The following is a 14,695-nucleotide window of genomic DNA, read 5'->3' on the forward strand; positions in this document are numbered from 1 at the left end:
TGCCGGGTATATCACCCCACCGCTTCAGGCGGTGCTTGATACCTTATCGCCCGGGAATAAGACCTGGATAAGTGTGCATTTAAAAGAAAGACCGAATCTTGCCCGATTTCCGCAGAAGGCTTATGCAGAAAAGATTGCCCACGATAATAAGTAGCAGTGCGGTATGGCCAATGAATCCTGATTTAGTCTATGTCCCTGATGGTTTGATTGAGGGGCGTATGTTGATTACCTATGCTGAGGGTAACGAGCGTTGGCTTAGCCGGCATCCGTATTTGCCGTTATATCGTGTTTGCACTTATCAAAGTGTTTTACCATTGGTTCCAGGTGGTCCGCAGGATAAGGAGACGATGCCTTTTGATTCAGGGAATCTTTCGCTTGAGGTCTATCCCAATCCATTTCAGAATCACTGTGTGATTAAGTTTCAAATTCCAAACACCAAATCCCAAACAAATTCCAAATCCCAAAATCCAAACGGGAATGTAGGGCAAGGCTTCAGCCTTGCGATATATGATGTAACCGGTAGAATGGTAAAAGATTTTTCTCGGTTAACGGTAAATGGTGAACGGTCAACGGTTGTGTGGGATGGCGAAGATAATTTAGGTCGTAATCTTTCTCCCGGCGTTTACTTCGTGCAAATTAAGGCAGGAGCATACCAGCAAATTGAGAAGGTAGTGCTCTGCAAATGATTGAAATTTTTAAGATAAAAAAGGAGCATTATGCAAAAAGGAGTTTTGGTCATCGGTGGTGGGATTGCAGGCATTCAAGCCGCATTAGACCTGGCGAATGCCAGACACAAGGTCTATCTTGTGGAGAGCGGTCCAAATATTGGCGGCAGGATGGCACAGATCCACAAGATATTCACCTCAATGGACTGCACGGCTTGAATACTCGGTCCCAAGATGATGGATGTCGGTCGGCATCCTAACATCACACTTTATACGCTATCGGAAGTTACAGAAGTAAAGGGTGAGGCAGGGAATTTTACGGTCAAAATCATAAAACACCCCAGATTTGTGGACATCAGTAAGTGTACTGCCTGTGGCGATTGTGCAAAGGTCTGCCCGATTGTTGTCCCCAATGAGTTTGATTTAGGATTGAAATCAAGAAAGGCGATATATACACCTTATAATCAAGCAGTCCCTTCCGCGTATGTCAGAGTAAGGGAGGAATGCCTTGATAATGTTCCGGAGCGAGCCAGGAAGATAATGAAACGACTAAAAGAAAAAAGAGAGAAAGAAGTTGCCCCCTGGGAGTTAATCGTTTGTGGAAAATGTATCCAGACCTGCAAGGCAAAGGCAATAAACTTTGATGAACCCGAAGAAGAGATTGAGTTGAATGTCGGTGCGATCGTAGTTGCGACCGGTGTTGAATACTATGACCCAAGGGAGGCGAGTGAGTATGGATATACAAGGTTTGAGAATGTGGTAACGAGTTTTGAACTTGAAAGACTCCTTGATGCCGCAAGCCCTACAAGGGGAGAACTTTTGACATTTGCCAATGTCCGACCACCAAAGCGGATTGCCTTTATTCAATGCGTCGGTTCAAGGAATATGAAGGCAGATATTGATTATTGTTCAAGAATCTGCTGTATGAATACAATAAAAGATACACTCGTTGTTCGTGAACACTATCCGGATGCGGAGATAATGGTCTTTTATATTGATATAAGGGCATTTGGTAAGGGATTTGAAGAATTTTATCGGCGAAGCCTTGATGCGGGTGTAAAATATATCAAAGGTAAACCATCAAAGATAACCGAGGATAAAAAGACCGGTGAGATAATATTATCTTATGAAGACCAGTTGAGTGGCGAGATAAAACACATGGTCGTTGACCTTGCGGTTCTTTCTTCCGCAATGGTGCCGAGTCCAGGGACAAAAAGACTTGCCCAGATTTTGGGTATTGAACTTGCCCACGACGGATTCTTTAAAGAGATTGACCCTTGTTCCCATCCCCTTGAATCACCAAAGCCGGGTATTTATCTATGTGGCTGTGCTACTGGTCCAAAGGATATTACCGATGCCATTGCCGAGGCAAGCGGCGCCGCAGTCAAGGCTGGGATGGTGGTAAAACAAGAGGTTGTTGAAGAGAAAACAGAAGAGATTAAGCCCCTTGATCTGAGTGGTCCGCCAAGGGTGGGGGTATTTGTCTGCCATTGTGGAACGAATATTGCCGCAGTTATTGACATAAAACAAATTTGCGAATATACAAAGACTTTGAAGGATGTGGTATTTGTTGAAGATTATCTATTTGCCTGTGCTGAGAGTGTGCAGAAAAAGATTCAGGAGGCGATACTGCAGTATAATTTAAATAGAATCGTTGTCGCTGCTTGCACGCCCAAGACCCACGAAGGAATTTTTCAGGAGACATTATCTAAGATTGGCTTTAATCCATATTTATTTGATATGGCAAATATCCGGAATCAATGTTCCTGGGTCCACCAACAGGAGCCAGAAAAGGCAACCGAGAAGGCAAAAGAGATCATCAAGATGTATGTAGAAAGGGTAAAGAAACTTGAATCATTATATCCGAAGACCCTGAATGTGGGCAGGGATGTCCTTGTAATTGGTGGTGGTGTTACTGGCATCCAGTGTGCGATTGACCTTGCCAATCGTGGTTTAAAGGTCTATCTGGTAGAAAAAGAAGAAGAACTCGGTGGCAGAGTCAGGAAACTGGCAAGTGTTTATCCAACCGGAAAATCGGGTAAGGATTTGATAAAAGAGCTACTCGGTGAATTGGAGAATAAAGATGTTACAGTATTTACGAATGCAGAGATAAAGGATATAAAGGGATTTGTAGGTAATTTTGAAATAGAACTAATTTGTAGTGGCAGAGTTTACTCTGCAAGCAAAGGTAGTGAGATTGATTCATCTAAAGACAATACAATTAAATTAAATGTCGGGGCAATTGTTCTGACAATCGGTGCTGATTTATACAAACCCCTTGATAAATTTGGCTATGGGCAGTATCCAAATGTCTTTACAAGTATGGAACTTGAAGAGATGATCGCCAGCAATTCAGAAAAAATAAGCGATTTAAAGAGTGTGGCATTTATCCAGTGTGTAGGTTCAAGGGCAGAATTCGGGAACACCTGGTGCTCAAGATACTGCTGTCAGGCTGCAATAAAACAGGCAATTGCCTTAAGGGAGAAGGGAATTGATGTTACGATATTCCACCGCGGGATAAGGGTATATACCAAAGGGGCAGAACTGATGTATAGAAAAGCGCGTGAGATGGGTGTGTTATTTATTCCTTATTCGGAATTGGCAAAGGGAGAAATTCCTGAAGTCATTGGTAATACAAAGGCAGAACGCATTGAGATGTATTATGATCTCATTGGTAAGACAATCGTTGTCCCGGTTGATGCGGTATTCTTATCTGTGGGAATGGTGCCAAATGGAAATGAGACGATGAAACTCTCTGATTTGTTGAAGGTCCCAAGGGGCTCGGATCTATTCTTCTTAGAAAGGCATTCAAAGTTCGGTCCGGTTGAGACCACGGTTGAAGGTGTATTCCTTGCCGGTTGTTGTATGTTTCCAATGGATATCGGCGATTCAATATCCCAGGCATCCGCAGTTGCTGCCAAGGTATCGGCACTACTTTCAAGGGACATCATTATCTTGCCTCCAATTACGTCTGAAGTCAATGAATTATATTGCCGGGGCTGTGGACGGTGCACTGAGGTCTGTGAATTCCATGCAATATCACTTATTGAAAAGGAGCCGGGAATATTTGTTGCGAAGGTAAACGAAGCAATGTGTAAAGGTTGCGGAACCTGTGTCCCTGCCTGTCCAACCGGTGCAATCGATTTGAGGCATTTTAAGTCTGACCAGATAAATGCACAACTGGAAGCATTATTTAAATGAATTTTGAACCAAAGATTGTTGCCTTCTGCTGTAACTGGTGTTCATACCCTGCTGCAGATGGCGCAGGTGTGGCAAGATTGCAGTATCCACCCAATATCAGGATTGTGCGGGTGATGTGTGGAGGCAGGGTTACACCTGGGATGGTGTTAAAGGCATTTGAACTCGGTGCTGATGGCGTGCTCGTAGCAACCTGCCATTTTGAGGATTGTCATTATATGTTTGGGGCACGCAAGGCTGCGGATGTGCATAAAATAACAGAAAAACTTGTGGCAATGCTTGGTATTGAACCCGAAAGGCTAAAACTTGACTGGATTTCTTCAGCCGAGGCGACAAAGTTCGCCAAGGTGGCAACAGAGTTTACCGAGACAATAAGAAAATTGGGTCCCAGTCAAGTGACAAAGGATTCTGCACTTGACAGGGTCTGATTTCTGAATATGATAACCTGTCTCATATGAGATACCAAAATAGCACAAATCTGGTATCCTACAGGATACAAGTATGAAAAAAGAGATAATTAAAAAAATTATTGAAGAATTTTCAGAATATCAATTACCGAAGATAGTAGAAAGACAGATAATTAAGATTAATCTTGATGTGAATAAGATTATCACCATTGGTGGTTCAAGGCGGGTCGGTAAGACATTTTACATTTTTTCAATTATCAAAAAACTATTAGCAGAGGGTATTAAGAGGGAGCGCATACTCTATATAAATTTTGAAGATGAGCGGCTTTTGCCTTTCTCACCTCATGATTTTGATATTCTTCTTGAAGCATTTTATGAATTATACCCTGAAACCAGAAACACCATTACATACTTTTTCTTTGATGAAATCCAGGAAATCACTATGTGGGAGAAATTTGTTCGCCGATTGTATGATACTCAAAGAGCGAAGATTGTAATTACTGGTTCAAGTTCTAAAGTAACAAGCAAAGAGATTGCCAGTTCTTTGCGGGGCCGTTCAATTACTTATGAACTATTTCCGTTTTCTTTTAATGAAATACTTTCAGCAAATGGAATTGTCTGCGATATTCGCACGCTGTATTCGAGCCGGAGATTTCTGGTTAAGAAATTGTTTGAAGAATATTTGAAATTTGGTGGTTATCCCGAGATTGTTCTAAATAAAGAGCATAATATAAGATTAAGAATTTTGAATGAATATCTTAGCACGATTATTATCAAAGATTTGATTGAAAAATACAAAATTCGGAGTATGAGTACTCTCAAAGGACTGATAAAATTTCTCATTTCTAATGTTTCCCGATATTTCTCTATTAACAGTTTTTACAAATTTATAAAACAGACAACCCCAATAACCAAGAGGACTCTTATAAATTACATCCATTACCTTGAATCTATAAATTTATTCTTTTTCGTAAACAAATTTTCGCCATCGTTGAAAGTTCAGAGCGTGAATCCCAAAAAGTTATATTGTATTGATACTGGATTTTTAACAGCAACTGGTTTTTATGCGACGGCAGATATTGGATGGCGATTGGAAAACATTGTTTATCTAACCTTGAAGCAAAGGCAAATTGTAAATCCATTAATGGAGATTTATTATTGGCGAGATAATAGCAAAGAAGTAGACTTTTTAATAAAAGAAGGAAATAGAATTAAATCCCTTATTCAGGTTTCATACGATATAGAAAAAAGGGAGACAAGAGAGCGAGAAATACAGGGTCTTATCAGTGCGATGGAGAAGTTTAATCTGCCCCGCGGTATAATAATTACCTATGATTATTCAGGCGAGGAAAAAATTGGGAAGAGAAAGATATTTTTCATCCCCATTATTCAGTGGTTGATTTCATTATGAATATTGCTGAAGTAATAAAACATTCCCGTGCCCTTTTATGCCTTGAGTGTGGTAAGTGCACCGGAATCTGTCCCGTCTCAAGATTTAATCATAATTATTCACCAAGGATTCTGCTCAATCGAGCATTGCGGGGTTTAAATAGTGATTTATTAAAGGATAAAAATATCTGGAGTTGCCTTACCTGTCAGTTATGTGATGAGACCTGTCCAGCCGGAATAAAATACATCGAACTCACCCAGGCAATAAGGCTTGAGGCGAATAAACTTGGTGAAGAGGCATTATGTTCACACGGTGGTGCTGCACAGTCATTGATGAGGATAATGTCATCACCAGGGTTAAATCCAAGAAGGATGGACTGGCTGGATAAAAGTTTGAAGATAAGCGAAAATGGTGATACATTATTTTTTGTGGGTTGTGCTCCATTCTTTGATGTATTATTCAGTGACATTGGTGTTATCCCTACTACCACTGCAAATGCGAGTATAAAGATTTTGAATCACATTGGAATAAATCCAATCTTATTTAAAGACGAACGATGCTGTGGCCATGATTTATTATGGCAGGGTGATTTTGAGAATTTCAAAAAACTTGCCCAGTTAAACATAAATTTAATTAAAAACTCGGGTGTAAAAAAGATAATTTTCTCCTGCCCCGAATGCTACAGAACATTTAAAATTGATTATCCAAAGTATTTTGATTTCAATATGGAAATGTATCATATTTCAGAGATAATTGCCCGGGCAATTGGAGAAAATAAAATAAGATTTAAAGGACTTGATAGGGTAATCACATTCCAGGACCCCTGTAGACTGGGAAGGCATTTGGGAATCTATGAAGAACCGAGAAAGGTTCTTAATTCAATCCCGAAGATTGTATTAAGGGAGATGAGGCATACTAAGAATCGGGCAATCTGCTGTGGGGTGAGTGCCTGGATGAATTGCTCTAACTATTCAAAGAGAATACAAATCACAAGATTAAAAGAGGCGAAAGAGAATGGTGCTGATTTACTTATTACTGCCTGTCCCAAATGTGAAATCCATTTCAATTGTGCAATGAGGGAAATGCCGGAAGCCCAGCGACAGGAAGAAATAAAGATTGAAATAAAGAATTTAGTGAACCTTATTGCAGAAGCAATAATAGAATAACCTATGAGTTTAAATTCGAAATTCCAAACTGTAGCGTCCAGTTTTAACTGGACGATAGCGCCCGACTTCCCCCTTTCTCCTGTAGCGCCCGAATTCATTCGGGCGATGAAATCTGTAGCGTCCAGTTTCAACTGGACGAAAAAGGATTGGAGAGATTATGAAAGAAGAAAATCGTCCATCTAAAGATGGACGCTACGATAAAAAGAATTGTAGCGCCCGAATTCATTCGGGCGAAAAATCCCGTCCATCTGAAGATGGACGCTACAAAAAATAAAAAGGAGACTCATGGAAAAAGAAAAAATCATTGTCAACTTTCGTTTTCGTGAGAAATTAAATAAAGTGCCGGGGGGCAAGCACCACAATTACTGTTATCAATGCAGTGCCTGTGTTGCCTCCTGTCCCGCAGCAAGATTTACAAAAGAATTTAACCCAAGGGTGATTCTGCTTAAGGCACTTCTGGGCATGGAAGAAGACCTAACCGGGAAGGATTCGGTAATCTGGCTCTGCACTAATTGCTATTCCTGTTATGAAAGGTGTCCGCAGGATGTAAGACCAATTGAAGTAATCATTGCCTTAAAGAATATCTGCGTTGAAAAAGGAACTGCTCCGGAAAATCTAACAAAATTATCTGAAAATATCAGTAAGACTGGGGTGAGTGTTGTAATTACTTCTGCGGTAAATCGTATCCGCCAGGAGCTCGGGCTGCCCGAGCTCAAAAAAATTCCAGTAGAAGAATTAAAAGAGATTATCTAAAAAAATAACTTCAAAATTCAGTGAGTATTTTTTTCATTTGCTTATCTCATTTAATGATAAAGAAATTGTCTGATGCAGTTTGAGGGGTTCTCTATTTGCATTGACAATTATTTTTTTTTGACTAAAATATAAATATGACGGTGAGGGTCGTAAAAGAAATAAAAAAAATTTTGGCAGAAGACAAATCCATAAAGTTTGCCTATCTCTTTGGTTCTTTTACTGAAGGAGAAAATTATAACGATATAGACATTGGAATCTATATTGTGCCATTGGTTGAGAAAAACCTTTTTAAGACTACATCGGATTTAAAATGCAAAATATCAAAAGTGCTGGTGAAAAAAGGGTTTAATATAAAGCCGGATAATGTTGACATAGTGGTTCTAAATTTAGTATCTTTTACTTTCCTAAATAGAGTCTTTAAAACCGGTACCCTGATTTTTGACCGAGACTATGATTTGAGGACCGACCTTATAGAGAAAAATGCCATTGCCTATCGCGGATGTATCGGTATTCTTAAAGAGACAAGCATATTATGAGAATTGATAAGGATCGCATTCAGAATTATCTTCAAGATATAAAATCATGTGTTAATGAGATTGAGAATCTCATTATCCAATATTCCGATAGTGAGATTCTTTCTCAGCCTTGGCTTTTAAGAGGCCTGAAGTATTTATTAATTGAAATTTCGGAAATAATGGCTAACACCCTGATGCATATTCTTGCTAAAGACAAAGGTAAGAGTGTATCTGGTTATATTGAAACAATTGTTAAAGCAGGAGAAACAGGAGTTCTGCCCAAAGACTTGGCGGAAAGATTGAAGCCTATTTTTGACTTCAGAAATTCCCTTGTTCATAGATATTGGACAATCTCAGATGAATCATTACTCTCTTTCGTCAGAGAGAACTATAAGTCATTTCTCAATTTCATAGAGGAAGTTGAAAGGTATATAAAGAATTCCCAAAGAAGGAAAAGATAGATATGAAGGTTGTCCCTTTCTGGGGCTGTATGATGCCCTTAAAATATCCACAGATGGAGTTGGCAATAAGAAAGACCCTTCCCAACTTGGGTGTTGAACTCGTTGACATTGAAGGATTCACCTGCTGTCCTGATCCGATCTATTTCAAATCAAGGGATAAGATGAAATGGCTTACGATTGCAGCAAGGAATCTTGCCGTTGCTGAAGAGACCGGGCTTGATGTTATCACAATGTGTTCGGGTTGTATATCCACACTCAAAGAGGCACAATATATCCTCGCTGAAGATGAGGAATTAAGAAATATAGTAAATCAACGATTGAGAAAAATCAGCAAAGAATATAAAGGGATAGTAAAGGTTAAACATGTCACAGTAATGATAAGGGATGATCTTGGCATGGGTGCGGTAGCAAGGTCGGTAAAGAGACCGTTAACAGGTATAAGAGTAGGAATTCATTATGGCTGTCACCTCTTAAAACCAAGCCAGATTATGCATGTTGATGATGCAGACTATCCGCAAATCCTTGATGATTTTGTGAGGGCAATGGGCGCAATCCCAGTTGAACATAAAGAAAGAATGTTATGCTGTGGCAAGGGCTGTATGGATGATGAACTGCCCCTTGAGATGACCGAATCAATATTTTCGGCGATCGATGCTGAGAATGCTGATTGTATGGGTCTTATCTGTCCTACCTGTTTTTCATCTTTTGATTTAGGACAATTGATGATTGCCCGTAAAAAGGGCAGAGAATTTAATATTCCGGTTATCTATCTATTCCAATTACTTGGCATTGCCCAGGGATTGAAGCCAGAAGAGGTTGGACTCCATACCCACCGCGTAAAGGCAGATAAAGTTTTAGAGAAGATAAAATGAATACTTTATTTTCAAATTCTAAATTCGAAGCACGAAATTCTAAGCGAATGGATAAAAATGGACAGAAGGTTAGGGTTGGGATGCTTGTCCAGCTTCTCAACCCCAACCCAATGACCATTAGCCATACTTTCAGATTTAAATATTCGGATTTCGAATTTGCAGAGCAATTGAAAGGGGGTGATTTAGATGCCACAGGATGAATTAAGAATCGGCGTCTTTGTCTGTGAATGTGGAACGAACATCGCTGGTTCGGTTGATGTTGATAATGTAGTTGAGAAGACAAAGGGTTTGAAAGATATAGTATATGCTACAAAGAATCGGTATATGTGCTCTGAGCCTGGCCAGGCAGAGATAAAGAAGGCAATCACCGAGCAAAGATTGAATCGGGTTGTCGTCGCTGCCTGTTCCCCGCGAATGCACGAAATGACATTCCGTAATTGTGTCTCTTCGGTCGGGCTCAATCCTTATCTTGTTGATATGGCAAATATAAGGGAACATTGTTCCTGGGTTCATATGGGAGACAGAGAAAAGGCTACAAGTAAGGCATTTGATATTGTAAAAGCATATGTCGCAAGGGCACGATATTTAGAACCCCAGGAAGAGAGGGAAATTCCAGTTACAAGGGCGGCGTTGGTAATTGGTGGTGGTGTTGCCGGGATGCAGGCAGCACTGGATTTAGCCGATGCTGGGGTAAAGGTATACCTTGTGGAAAAAGAACCTTCGCTTGGCGGTTTGATGGCACAACTGGCAAAGACCTATCCAACGATGGACTGTGCAATATGAATCCTTGGACCAAAGATGATGGATGTCGGTCGACATCCGAACATCAAATTACTGGCATATAGTGAAGTAGAGTCAATATCTGGATATATCGGCAACTTCCGTGTGCGCGTGCGGAAAAAAGCGCGCTATGTTGATGAAGCACAATGTACTGCTTGTGGTGAATGTGCCAAAGTCTGTCCAGTAGCAGTCCCTGATGAATATCAATTGGGTTTATCTTTAAGGAAGGCGATATATATCCCCTTTGCCCAGGCAGTTCCTTCAGCATATTTGATTGATATGAAGGCGTGTCTTGGCACAAATCCTATTGCCTGTGGCAAGTGTGCTGAGAAGTGTGATAAGAGATGTATAAATTATGATATGCAAGATGAAATCGTAGAATTTGACACCGGTGTTGTGATCGTGGCGACCGGAATGGATGTCTATGACCCAACCGAGCTTGAAGAGTATGGTTATACAAAGTTTCCGAATGTCATTACCAGCATGGAATTTGAAAGGCTTATCTCCGCAGGTGGACCATCTGATGGTCATTTTATCAGGCCGAGTGATAAAAAACGTCCAAAGACCGTGGGATTTATTCAGTGTGTGGGTTCCCGTTCAGAAAAGCGGGGTAAACCATATTGTAGTAATATCTGTTGTATGAATACCGTTAAAGACACTCTACTCTTGAAAGACCATTATCCCGATGTGGAGGCAAGGGTATTTTATATTGATATCAGGGCATTTGGTAAGGGATTTGAGGATTTATTTAAAAGGAGCAAAGAGGCCGGGGTTCAATATATCAGGGGAATTCCGGGTGAGATTATTGAAGACCCAATAACAAAAAATTTAAAGGTAATGGTGGAAGATACTACAACGAATAGAATCACCGAGCATGAACTTGATATGATTGTTTTATCGGTCGGCGTCATACCGAGGCAGGATATGCCCGAGGTTCAAAAATTGTTGACCCTTTCCAAGACACCAGATGGATTCTTTATGGAGGCACATCCGAAATTAAAGCCGGTTGACGCACCAACGAGCGGTGTATTCTTCGCGGGTTGTGTTGAGGCACCTAAGGATGTGAAGGATTCGGTAACCCAGGCGAGCGCCGCAGCATCAAGGGCAATGACGATCCTTTCTGCCGGCAAGATAAAACTTGAAGCAATTACTTCAGTAATAAATCCAGATATATGTAGATTCTGCACAATCTGTGCCCAGGTATGTCCATATAAGGCGATAAAGGTTGAACCGAAAAAGAAAACAATAGAATTGATTGAGGCGATGTGCAAGGGTTGCGGAACCTGTGGTGCAGAATGCCGGTTTGGTGCGATAAAGATGCGACATTTTACTGATGAACAGGTCTATGCCATGATTGATGCCTATCTTGAAGAAGACCCGCAGGATAAAATCATTGTCTTTGCCTGCAACTGGTGTTCTTATGCGGGTGCGGATACCTGTGGTGGAGCAAGGTTGCAGTATCCACCGAGCGCACGCTTGATAAGAACGATGTGCAGTGGCAGGGTTGATGAAGACTGGGTATTATATGCCTTCAAAAAGGGTTCACCGATTGTCGTTGTTTCGGGTTGCCATTTTGTTGATTGCCATTATATTGATGCGAATCGTTGGACACAGAAAAGGGTTGAGAAACTATGGGATAAACTTGAGAAACTGGGAATAAGACCGGACAGATTATTCCTGGAATGGATAAGTGCTGCCGAAGGGCAGAGGTTTGCAAAGACAATGATTGAGATTGAAAGACACCGACAGAAGGTAACGAAGGAAGAGATTGAGTATACGGTTAAGGTTTTGAGTGAACAAAAATAGTCTGATAGTCTTATGGTCGCATAGTCTTATAGTCCTTTAGTTGGATAGTCCTATTGTCAGAAACCATCGCACTATAAGACTATATGAGATTATGACAAAAACTGGAGGTTCTATGCCTGATGAGGCAGATTTTAAATGTCTAAGGTGTGGTGCAGAGTTTAAATTGCATTATGTAAAAGGAGTGGTGGAAGAGAGAACCTGTCCAAAATGTGGTTCAAACAGCGTCCGATTGATGAAGAAAAAAGAACCTGCTGGTGAGTCAAGTAAATAATACGATTATAATGTCCGACCCAATGATTCTTATCAGAATAGGCTTCACTCGAACGAATTCCTATAAGCACTAAAAATGGCAGTGCCTGAATGGCTAAATTATGTGGATGAAAAGAGACGATTGAATTTTATTAAAGTTCTTGTTGAAATATCTAAATTACAGGACAAGAATGACTTGAATTTTATTCTCATCGGTGCATTGACATTATTGATGCAGGGTTATCTCAAATACACAGCATTTTGGGACATCGACCTGTTATTTAAAGATGCCCGGCGGTTGAAGGAATTTATCAACAAGCCCAAATCGCCGGGTCTCCAGATTGTCAATTATGATGATGAATTGATGATCAGTGAGAAGATCACGAGTTTCCATACTGCCTGGTCATTTACAAAGACCTGGTTCAATGTTGATTATATTTTGAGGGAAGGGATCTTTGAGTTTTATACAGAAAATATAAAACAGATGAAGCCATATACTACATTGGTCGAATTGAAGGAAGGCAAATTTCCGATAGAACTTTATATCGCCCATGCCTATGATATTTTTGTTGAGAAGGTTCTTTCACCCAGACTGGAAAAGGATATTGATTTGAAAGTAGATATGAGCGTGGATTTGAGACATATTTATATAATTTATTCAAAAGAATTAATGAATGAGAATTTCTGGGAATATGTTCAGCAAAAAGTTAAAAGGCTAAATAGAGAGAAAGAATTCAAAGATAAATTACTCACAATTTTGAGACTCGCCCCTGAAGTCGGATATCAGGATGTTGAAATTCCTGAATTTGTTAAGGCAATATTCCAAAATAAATGAAGGATTTTTTAACTATAATAAGTGAGAAGACGGAAGAGTTTGGCAATCATTACCGCAAACAACTCCAGGCAATAAAAAAGTTTTATGAGCCACTTCTGGATAAGATTGAGATGCACAAAAAACGCGAGATGGTCCATTTTCTTCACCCATCAAGTAATTTCCCAGAAGAGCTAAGGATTGTTGCGGATGTTGCCGAGACAACAGAGGAAAAATTGAATTTTGTGGGCGCCTATTTTGCTCTCCACTTATTATGGATGAATAGACAATTGATTGACACATTAAAGATGGAATTGTTCATACCTGATGCTGATAAAATGCAAATTTATAAGCAGTTTATGCGTCGGGCTGGAAATCAATTTCGTCATCTTACCGCGGCATATATTGACAGACTACTGCAGATATTTAAAAGTGAAGATGAATTCCCGCGGTTTATCATTATGGGGGTCGGCACAAAATCGGACCAGGATGATATTGATGTAGGGATTGTTGATGATGGTTCAGGGAATCGGGATTTTTTAAATCAAACGATTGTCAGGATAAGTAAGGAGATGCTCAAATTTGCAGTGTCATTTCATTTCCATCTGTCCGAACATATTGGTAGCAGACATTATTCTGCGTCTATAGAAGAGTATAAAGAAGTTCTATCCCAGGAATTGAGGGATTTTGTTATTATAAATGAAATGCTTGGCGCGGCAGTAATTATTGGGGATAATGAACTGTTTAAACAATTTCAAACTGAAGTAATCTCACGATATTTTTATAATCCCGATGGTGAAAAAAAGTATCACGAAGGATATTTACGGGGTATCCTTGGTGAAGTGCGGGCACTTCTGGCGCGTCCAATTAGCAAATTCCGAATAAATTTCAAAGAAGACGGGTTAAGGCCGATAAAAAGCATCATCTCTGCCAAGAAGACAGTCTCCAATATCTGGAAGGTCAATGCCTGGGATATTTTAGATGAACTTTGTAAGGCAGACCCCGAAAGAACTGAAGAGTATAATGCACTTGAAAAATCCCTGACCTTTGTTGAGATATTTCGTTATCTATATCAGATGTTTGTAACCCAGGATGAAGAAATTGTTATTGATGATGCGGTCCTTAAGAACATCAGAAAAATTGCCCAGTTGCTTGGGTATACTGATATTGGATTATGTCGCGCTGAAGAACATCTCCTCGTCCATTATTATGAACATATTCAGAATATTCGCCGGGTGATACCCCATTTAATAGATGACTTGAAATTTCACTTGAAAAAATGTTCCATCTTCATTCCACTATTTGAAGGTAGTTATCAGGGCAATTTAGTAAATGATTTTATTGAAAAATTCAAATTCTTCAGGGGGACTTCTTACTGGGATGATATACTTGATGATTTTGGGAGCGCCAAGATTCTTGAAAGATTCTCAAGCGATTTTAATGAATTTACAATAGTTGAACAAAGTGCGATTACACGGCAATATATTGAATGGCTAAAATTTGATTTTTACACTCTATTTACATTCCTTTCAACGCTATCTAAAGATAAGAAAACATTCGGGATTTATAAAAAATTAAATGAGGCATTTTTAAGCAATGTCCATAACATGCCTGACGCGGTA

At 39.9% G+C, this 14,695-nt stretch carries 15 protein-coding genes; all 15 read left to right on the forward strand.

Annotation, left to right across the window (positions count from 1 at the left end; genetic code table 11):
- The first annotated feature begins 122 nt into the window (after positions 1-122).
- Positions 123-686: a T9SS type A sorting domain-containing protein gene (locus ABIL69_10800; protein ID MEO0124475.1), complete on the forward strand. Its 564-nt coding sequence runs from the start codon at positions 123-125 to the stop codon at positions 684-686.
- Positions 687-716: 30 nt separating this feature from the next.
- Positions 717-884 carry an FAD-dependent oxidoreductase gene (locus ABIL69_10805; GenBank protein ID MEO0124476.1) on the forward strand — a complete coding sequence of 56 codons (168 nt, stop codon included), beginning with the start codon at positions 717-719 and terminating at the stop codon, positions 882-884.
- An 18-nt stretch (positions 885-902) separates the two neighbouring features.
- Complete coding sequence (locus tag ABIL69_10810; GenBank protein ID MEO0124477.1) at positions 903-3,866, forward strand: CoB--CoM heterodisulfide reductase iron-sulfur subunit A family protein; 2,964 nt, start codon at positions 903-905, stop codon at positions 3,864-3,866.
- The gene (locus ABIL69_10815) at positions 3,863-4,291 is read left to right on the forward strand and encodes a hydrogenase iron-sulfur subunit (protein MEO0124478.1); all 429 of its coding nucleotides are present in this window, start codon (positions 3,863-3,865) and stop codon (positions 4,289-4,291) included. Before ABIL69_10810 ends, ABIL69_10815 begins: the two co-directional genes overlap by 4 nt.
- Positions 4,292-4,364: 73 nt before the next feature.
- Complete coding sequence (locus ABIL69_10820; protein ID MEO0124479.1) at positions 4,365-5,681, forward strand: ATP-binding protein; 1,317 nt, start codon at positions 4,365-4,367, stop codon at positions 5,679-5,681.
- Positions 5,678-6,826 (forward strand): (Fe-S)-binding protein, encoded by a 1,149-nt coding sequence (locus tag ABIL69_10825; protein ID MEO0124480.1) that lies wholly within the window; start codon positions 5,678-5,680, stop codon positions 6,824-6,826. Before ABIL69_10820 ends, ABIL69_10825 begins: the two co-directional genes overlap by 4 nt.
- Before the next feature lie 285 nt (positions 6,827-7,111).
- A complete protein-coding gene (locus ABIL69_10830; protein ID MEO0124481.1) occupies positions 7,112-7,579 on the forward strand; it encodes a 4Fe-4S dicluster domain-containing protein in 468 nt (155 codons plus the stop codon).
- 134 nt (positions 7,580-7,713) lie between these two features.
- Positions 7,714-8,115: a nucleotidyltransferase domain-containing protein gene (locus ABIL69_10835; protein ID MEO0124482.1), complete on the forward strand. Its 402-nt coding sequence runs from the start codon at positions 7,714-7,716 to the stop codon at positions 8,113-8,115.
- On the forward strand, positions 8,112-8,555 hold the full coding sequence (locus ABIL69_10840) for a DUF86 domain-containing protein (protein ID MEO0124483.1): 444 nt from the start codon (positions 8,112-8,114) through the stop codon (positions 8,553-8,555). The genes ABIL69_10835 and ABIL69_10840 overlap by 4 nt, the downstream gene beginning before the upstream one ends.
- 2 nt (positions 8,556-8,557) lie before the next feature.
- The gene (locus ABIL69_10845; protein ID MEO0124484.1) at positions 8,558-9,427 is read left to right on the forward strand and encodes a CoB--CoM heterodisulfide reductase iron-sulfur subunit B family protein; all 870 of its coding nucleotides are present in this window, start codon (positions 8,558-8,560) and stop codon (positions 9,425-9,427) included.
- Entirely contained in the window at positions 9,424-9,627 is a 204-nt protein-coding gene (locus ABIL69_10850) for a hypothetical protein (protein MEO0124485.1), read from the forward strand. Before ABIL69_10845 ends, ABIL69_10850 begins: the two co-directional genes overlap by 4 nt.
- On the forward strand, positions 9,614-12,013 hold the full coding sequence (hdrA2, locus tag ABIL69_10855) for a CoB-CoM heterodisulfide reductase HdrA2 (protein ID MEO0124486.1): 2,400 nt from the start codon (positions 9,614-9,616) through the stop codon (positions 12,011-12,013). The genes ABIL69_10850 and hdrA2 overlap by 14 nt, the downstream gene beginning before the upstream one ends.
- A 112-nt stretch (positions 12,014-12,125) precedes the next feature.
- Positions 12,126-12,284 (forward strand): hypothetical protein, encoded by a 159-nt coding sequence (locus ABIL69_10860; GenBank protein MEO0124487.1) that lies wholly within the window; start codon positions 12,126-12,128, stop codon positions 12,282-12,284.
- A 75-nt stretch (positions 12,285-12,359) separates the two neighbouring features.
- A complete protein-coding gene (locus ABIL69_10865; GenBank protein MEO0124488.1) occupies positions 12,360-13,097 on the forward strand; it encodes a hypothetical protein in 738 nt (245 codons plus the stop codon).
- On the forward strand, positions 13,094-14,695 hold a 1,602-nt coding region (locus ABIL69_10870; GenBank protein ID MEO0124489.1), incomplete at its 3' end, for a hypothetical protein. The genes ABIL69_10865 and ABIL69_10870, both read left to right, overlap by 4 nt.

The sequence above is a fragment of the candidate division WOR-3 bacterium genome (assembly GCA_039802005.1).
Classification (GTDB): domain Bacteria; phylum Hydrothermota; class Tepidihabitantia; order SM23-42; family JAOAFX01; genus JAOAFX01.

Coding starts and splice junctions, on each gene's coding strand:
- ABIL69_10800 (MEO0124475.1), top strand. CDS start 123: ATGCAGAAAAGATTGCCCACGATAATAAGTAGCAGTGCGGTATGGCCA.
- ABIL69_10805 (MEO0124476.1), top strand. CDS start 717: ATGCAAAAAGGAGTTTTGGTCATCGGTGGTGGGATTGCAGGCATTCAA.
- ABIL69_10810 (MEO0124477.1), top strand. CDS start 903: ATGGATGTCGGTCGGCATCCTAACATCACACTTTATACGCTATCGGAA.
- ABIL69_10815 (MEO0124478.1), top strand. CDS start 3,863: ATGAATTTTGAACCAAAGATTGTTGCCTTCTGCTGTAACTGGTGTTCA.
- ABIL69_10820 (MEO0124479.1), top strand. CDS start 4,365: ATGAAAAAAGAGATAATTAAAAAAATTATTGAAGAATTTTCAGAATAT.
- ABIL69_10825 (MEO0124480.1), top strand. CDS start 5,678: ATGAATATTGCTGAAGTAATAAAACATTCCCGTGCCCTTTTATGCCTT.
- ABIL69_10830 (MEO0124481.1), top strand. CDS start 7,112: ATGGAAAAAGAAAAAATCATTGTCAACTTTCGTTTTCGTGAGAAATTA.
- ABIL69_10835 (MEO0124482.1), top strand. CDS start 7,714: ATGACGGTGAGGGTCGTAAAAGAAATAAAAAAAATTTTGGCAGAAGAC.
- ABIL69_10840 (MEO0124483.1), top strand. CDS start 8,112: ATGAGAATTGATAAGGATCGCATTCAGAATTATCTTCAAGATATAAAA.
- ABIL69_10845 (MEO0124484.1), top strand. CDS start 8,558: ATGAAGGTTGTCCCTTTCTGGGGCTGTATGATGCCCTTAAAATATCCA.
- ABIL69_10850 (MEO0124485.1), top strand. CDS start 9,424: ATGAATACTTTATTTTCAAATTCTAAATTCGAAGCACGAAATTCTAAG.
- ABIL69_10860 (MEO0124487.1), top strand. CDS start 12,126: ATGCCTGATGAGGCAGATTTTAAATGTCTAAGGTGTGGTGCAGAGTTT.
- ABIL69_10865 (MEO0124488.1), top strand. CDS start 12,360: ATGGCAGTGCCTGAATGGCTAAATTATGTGGATGAAAAGAGACGATTG.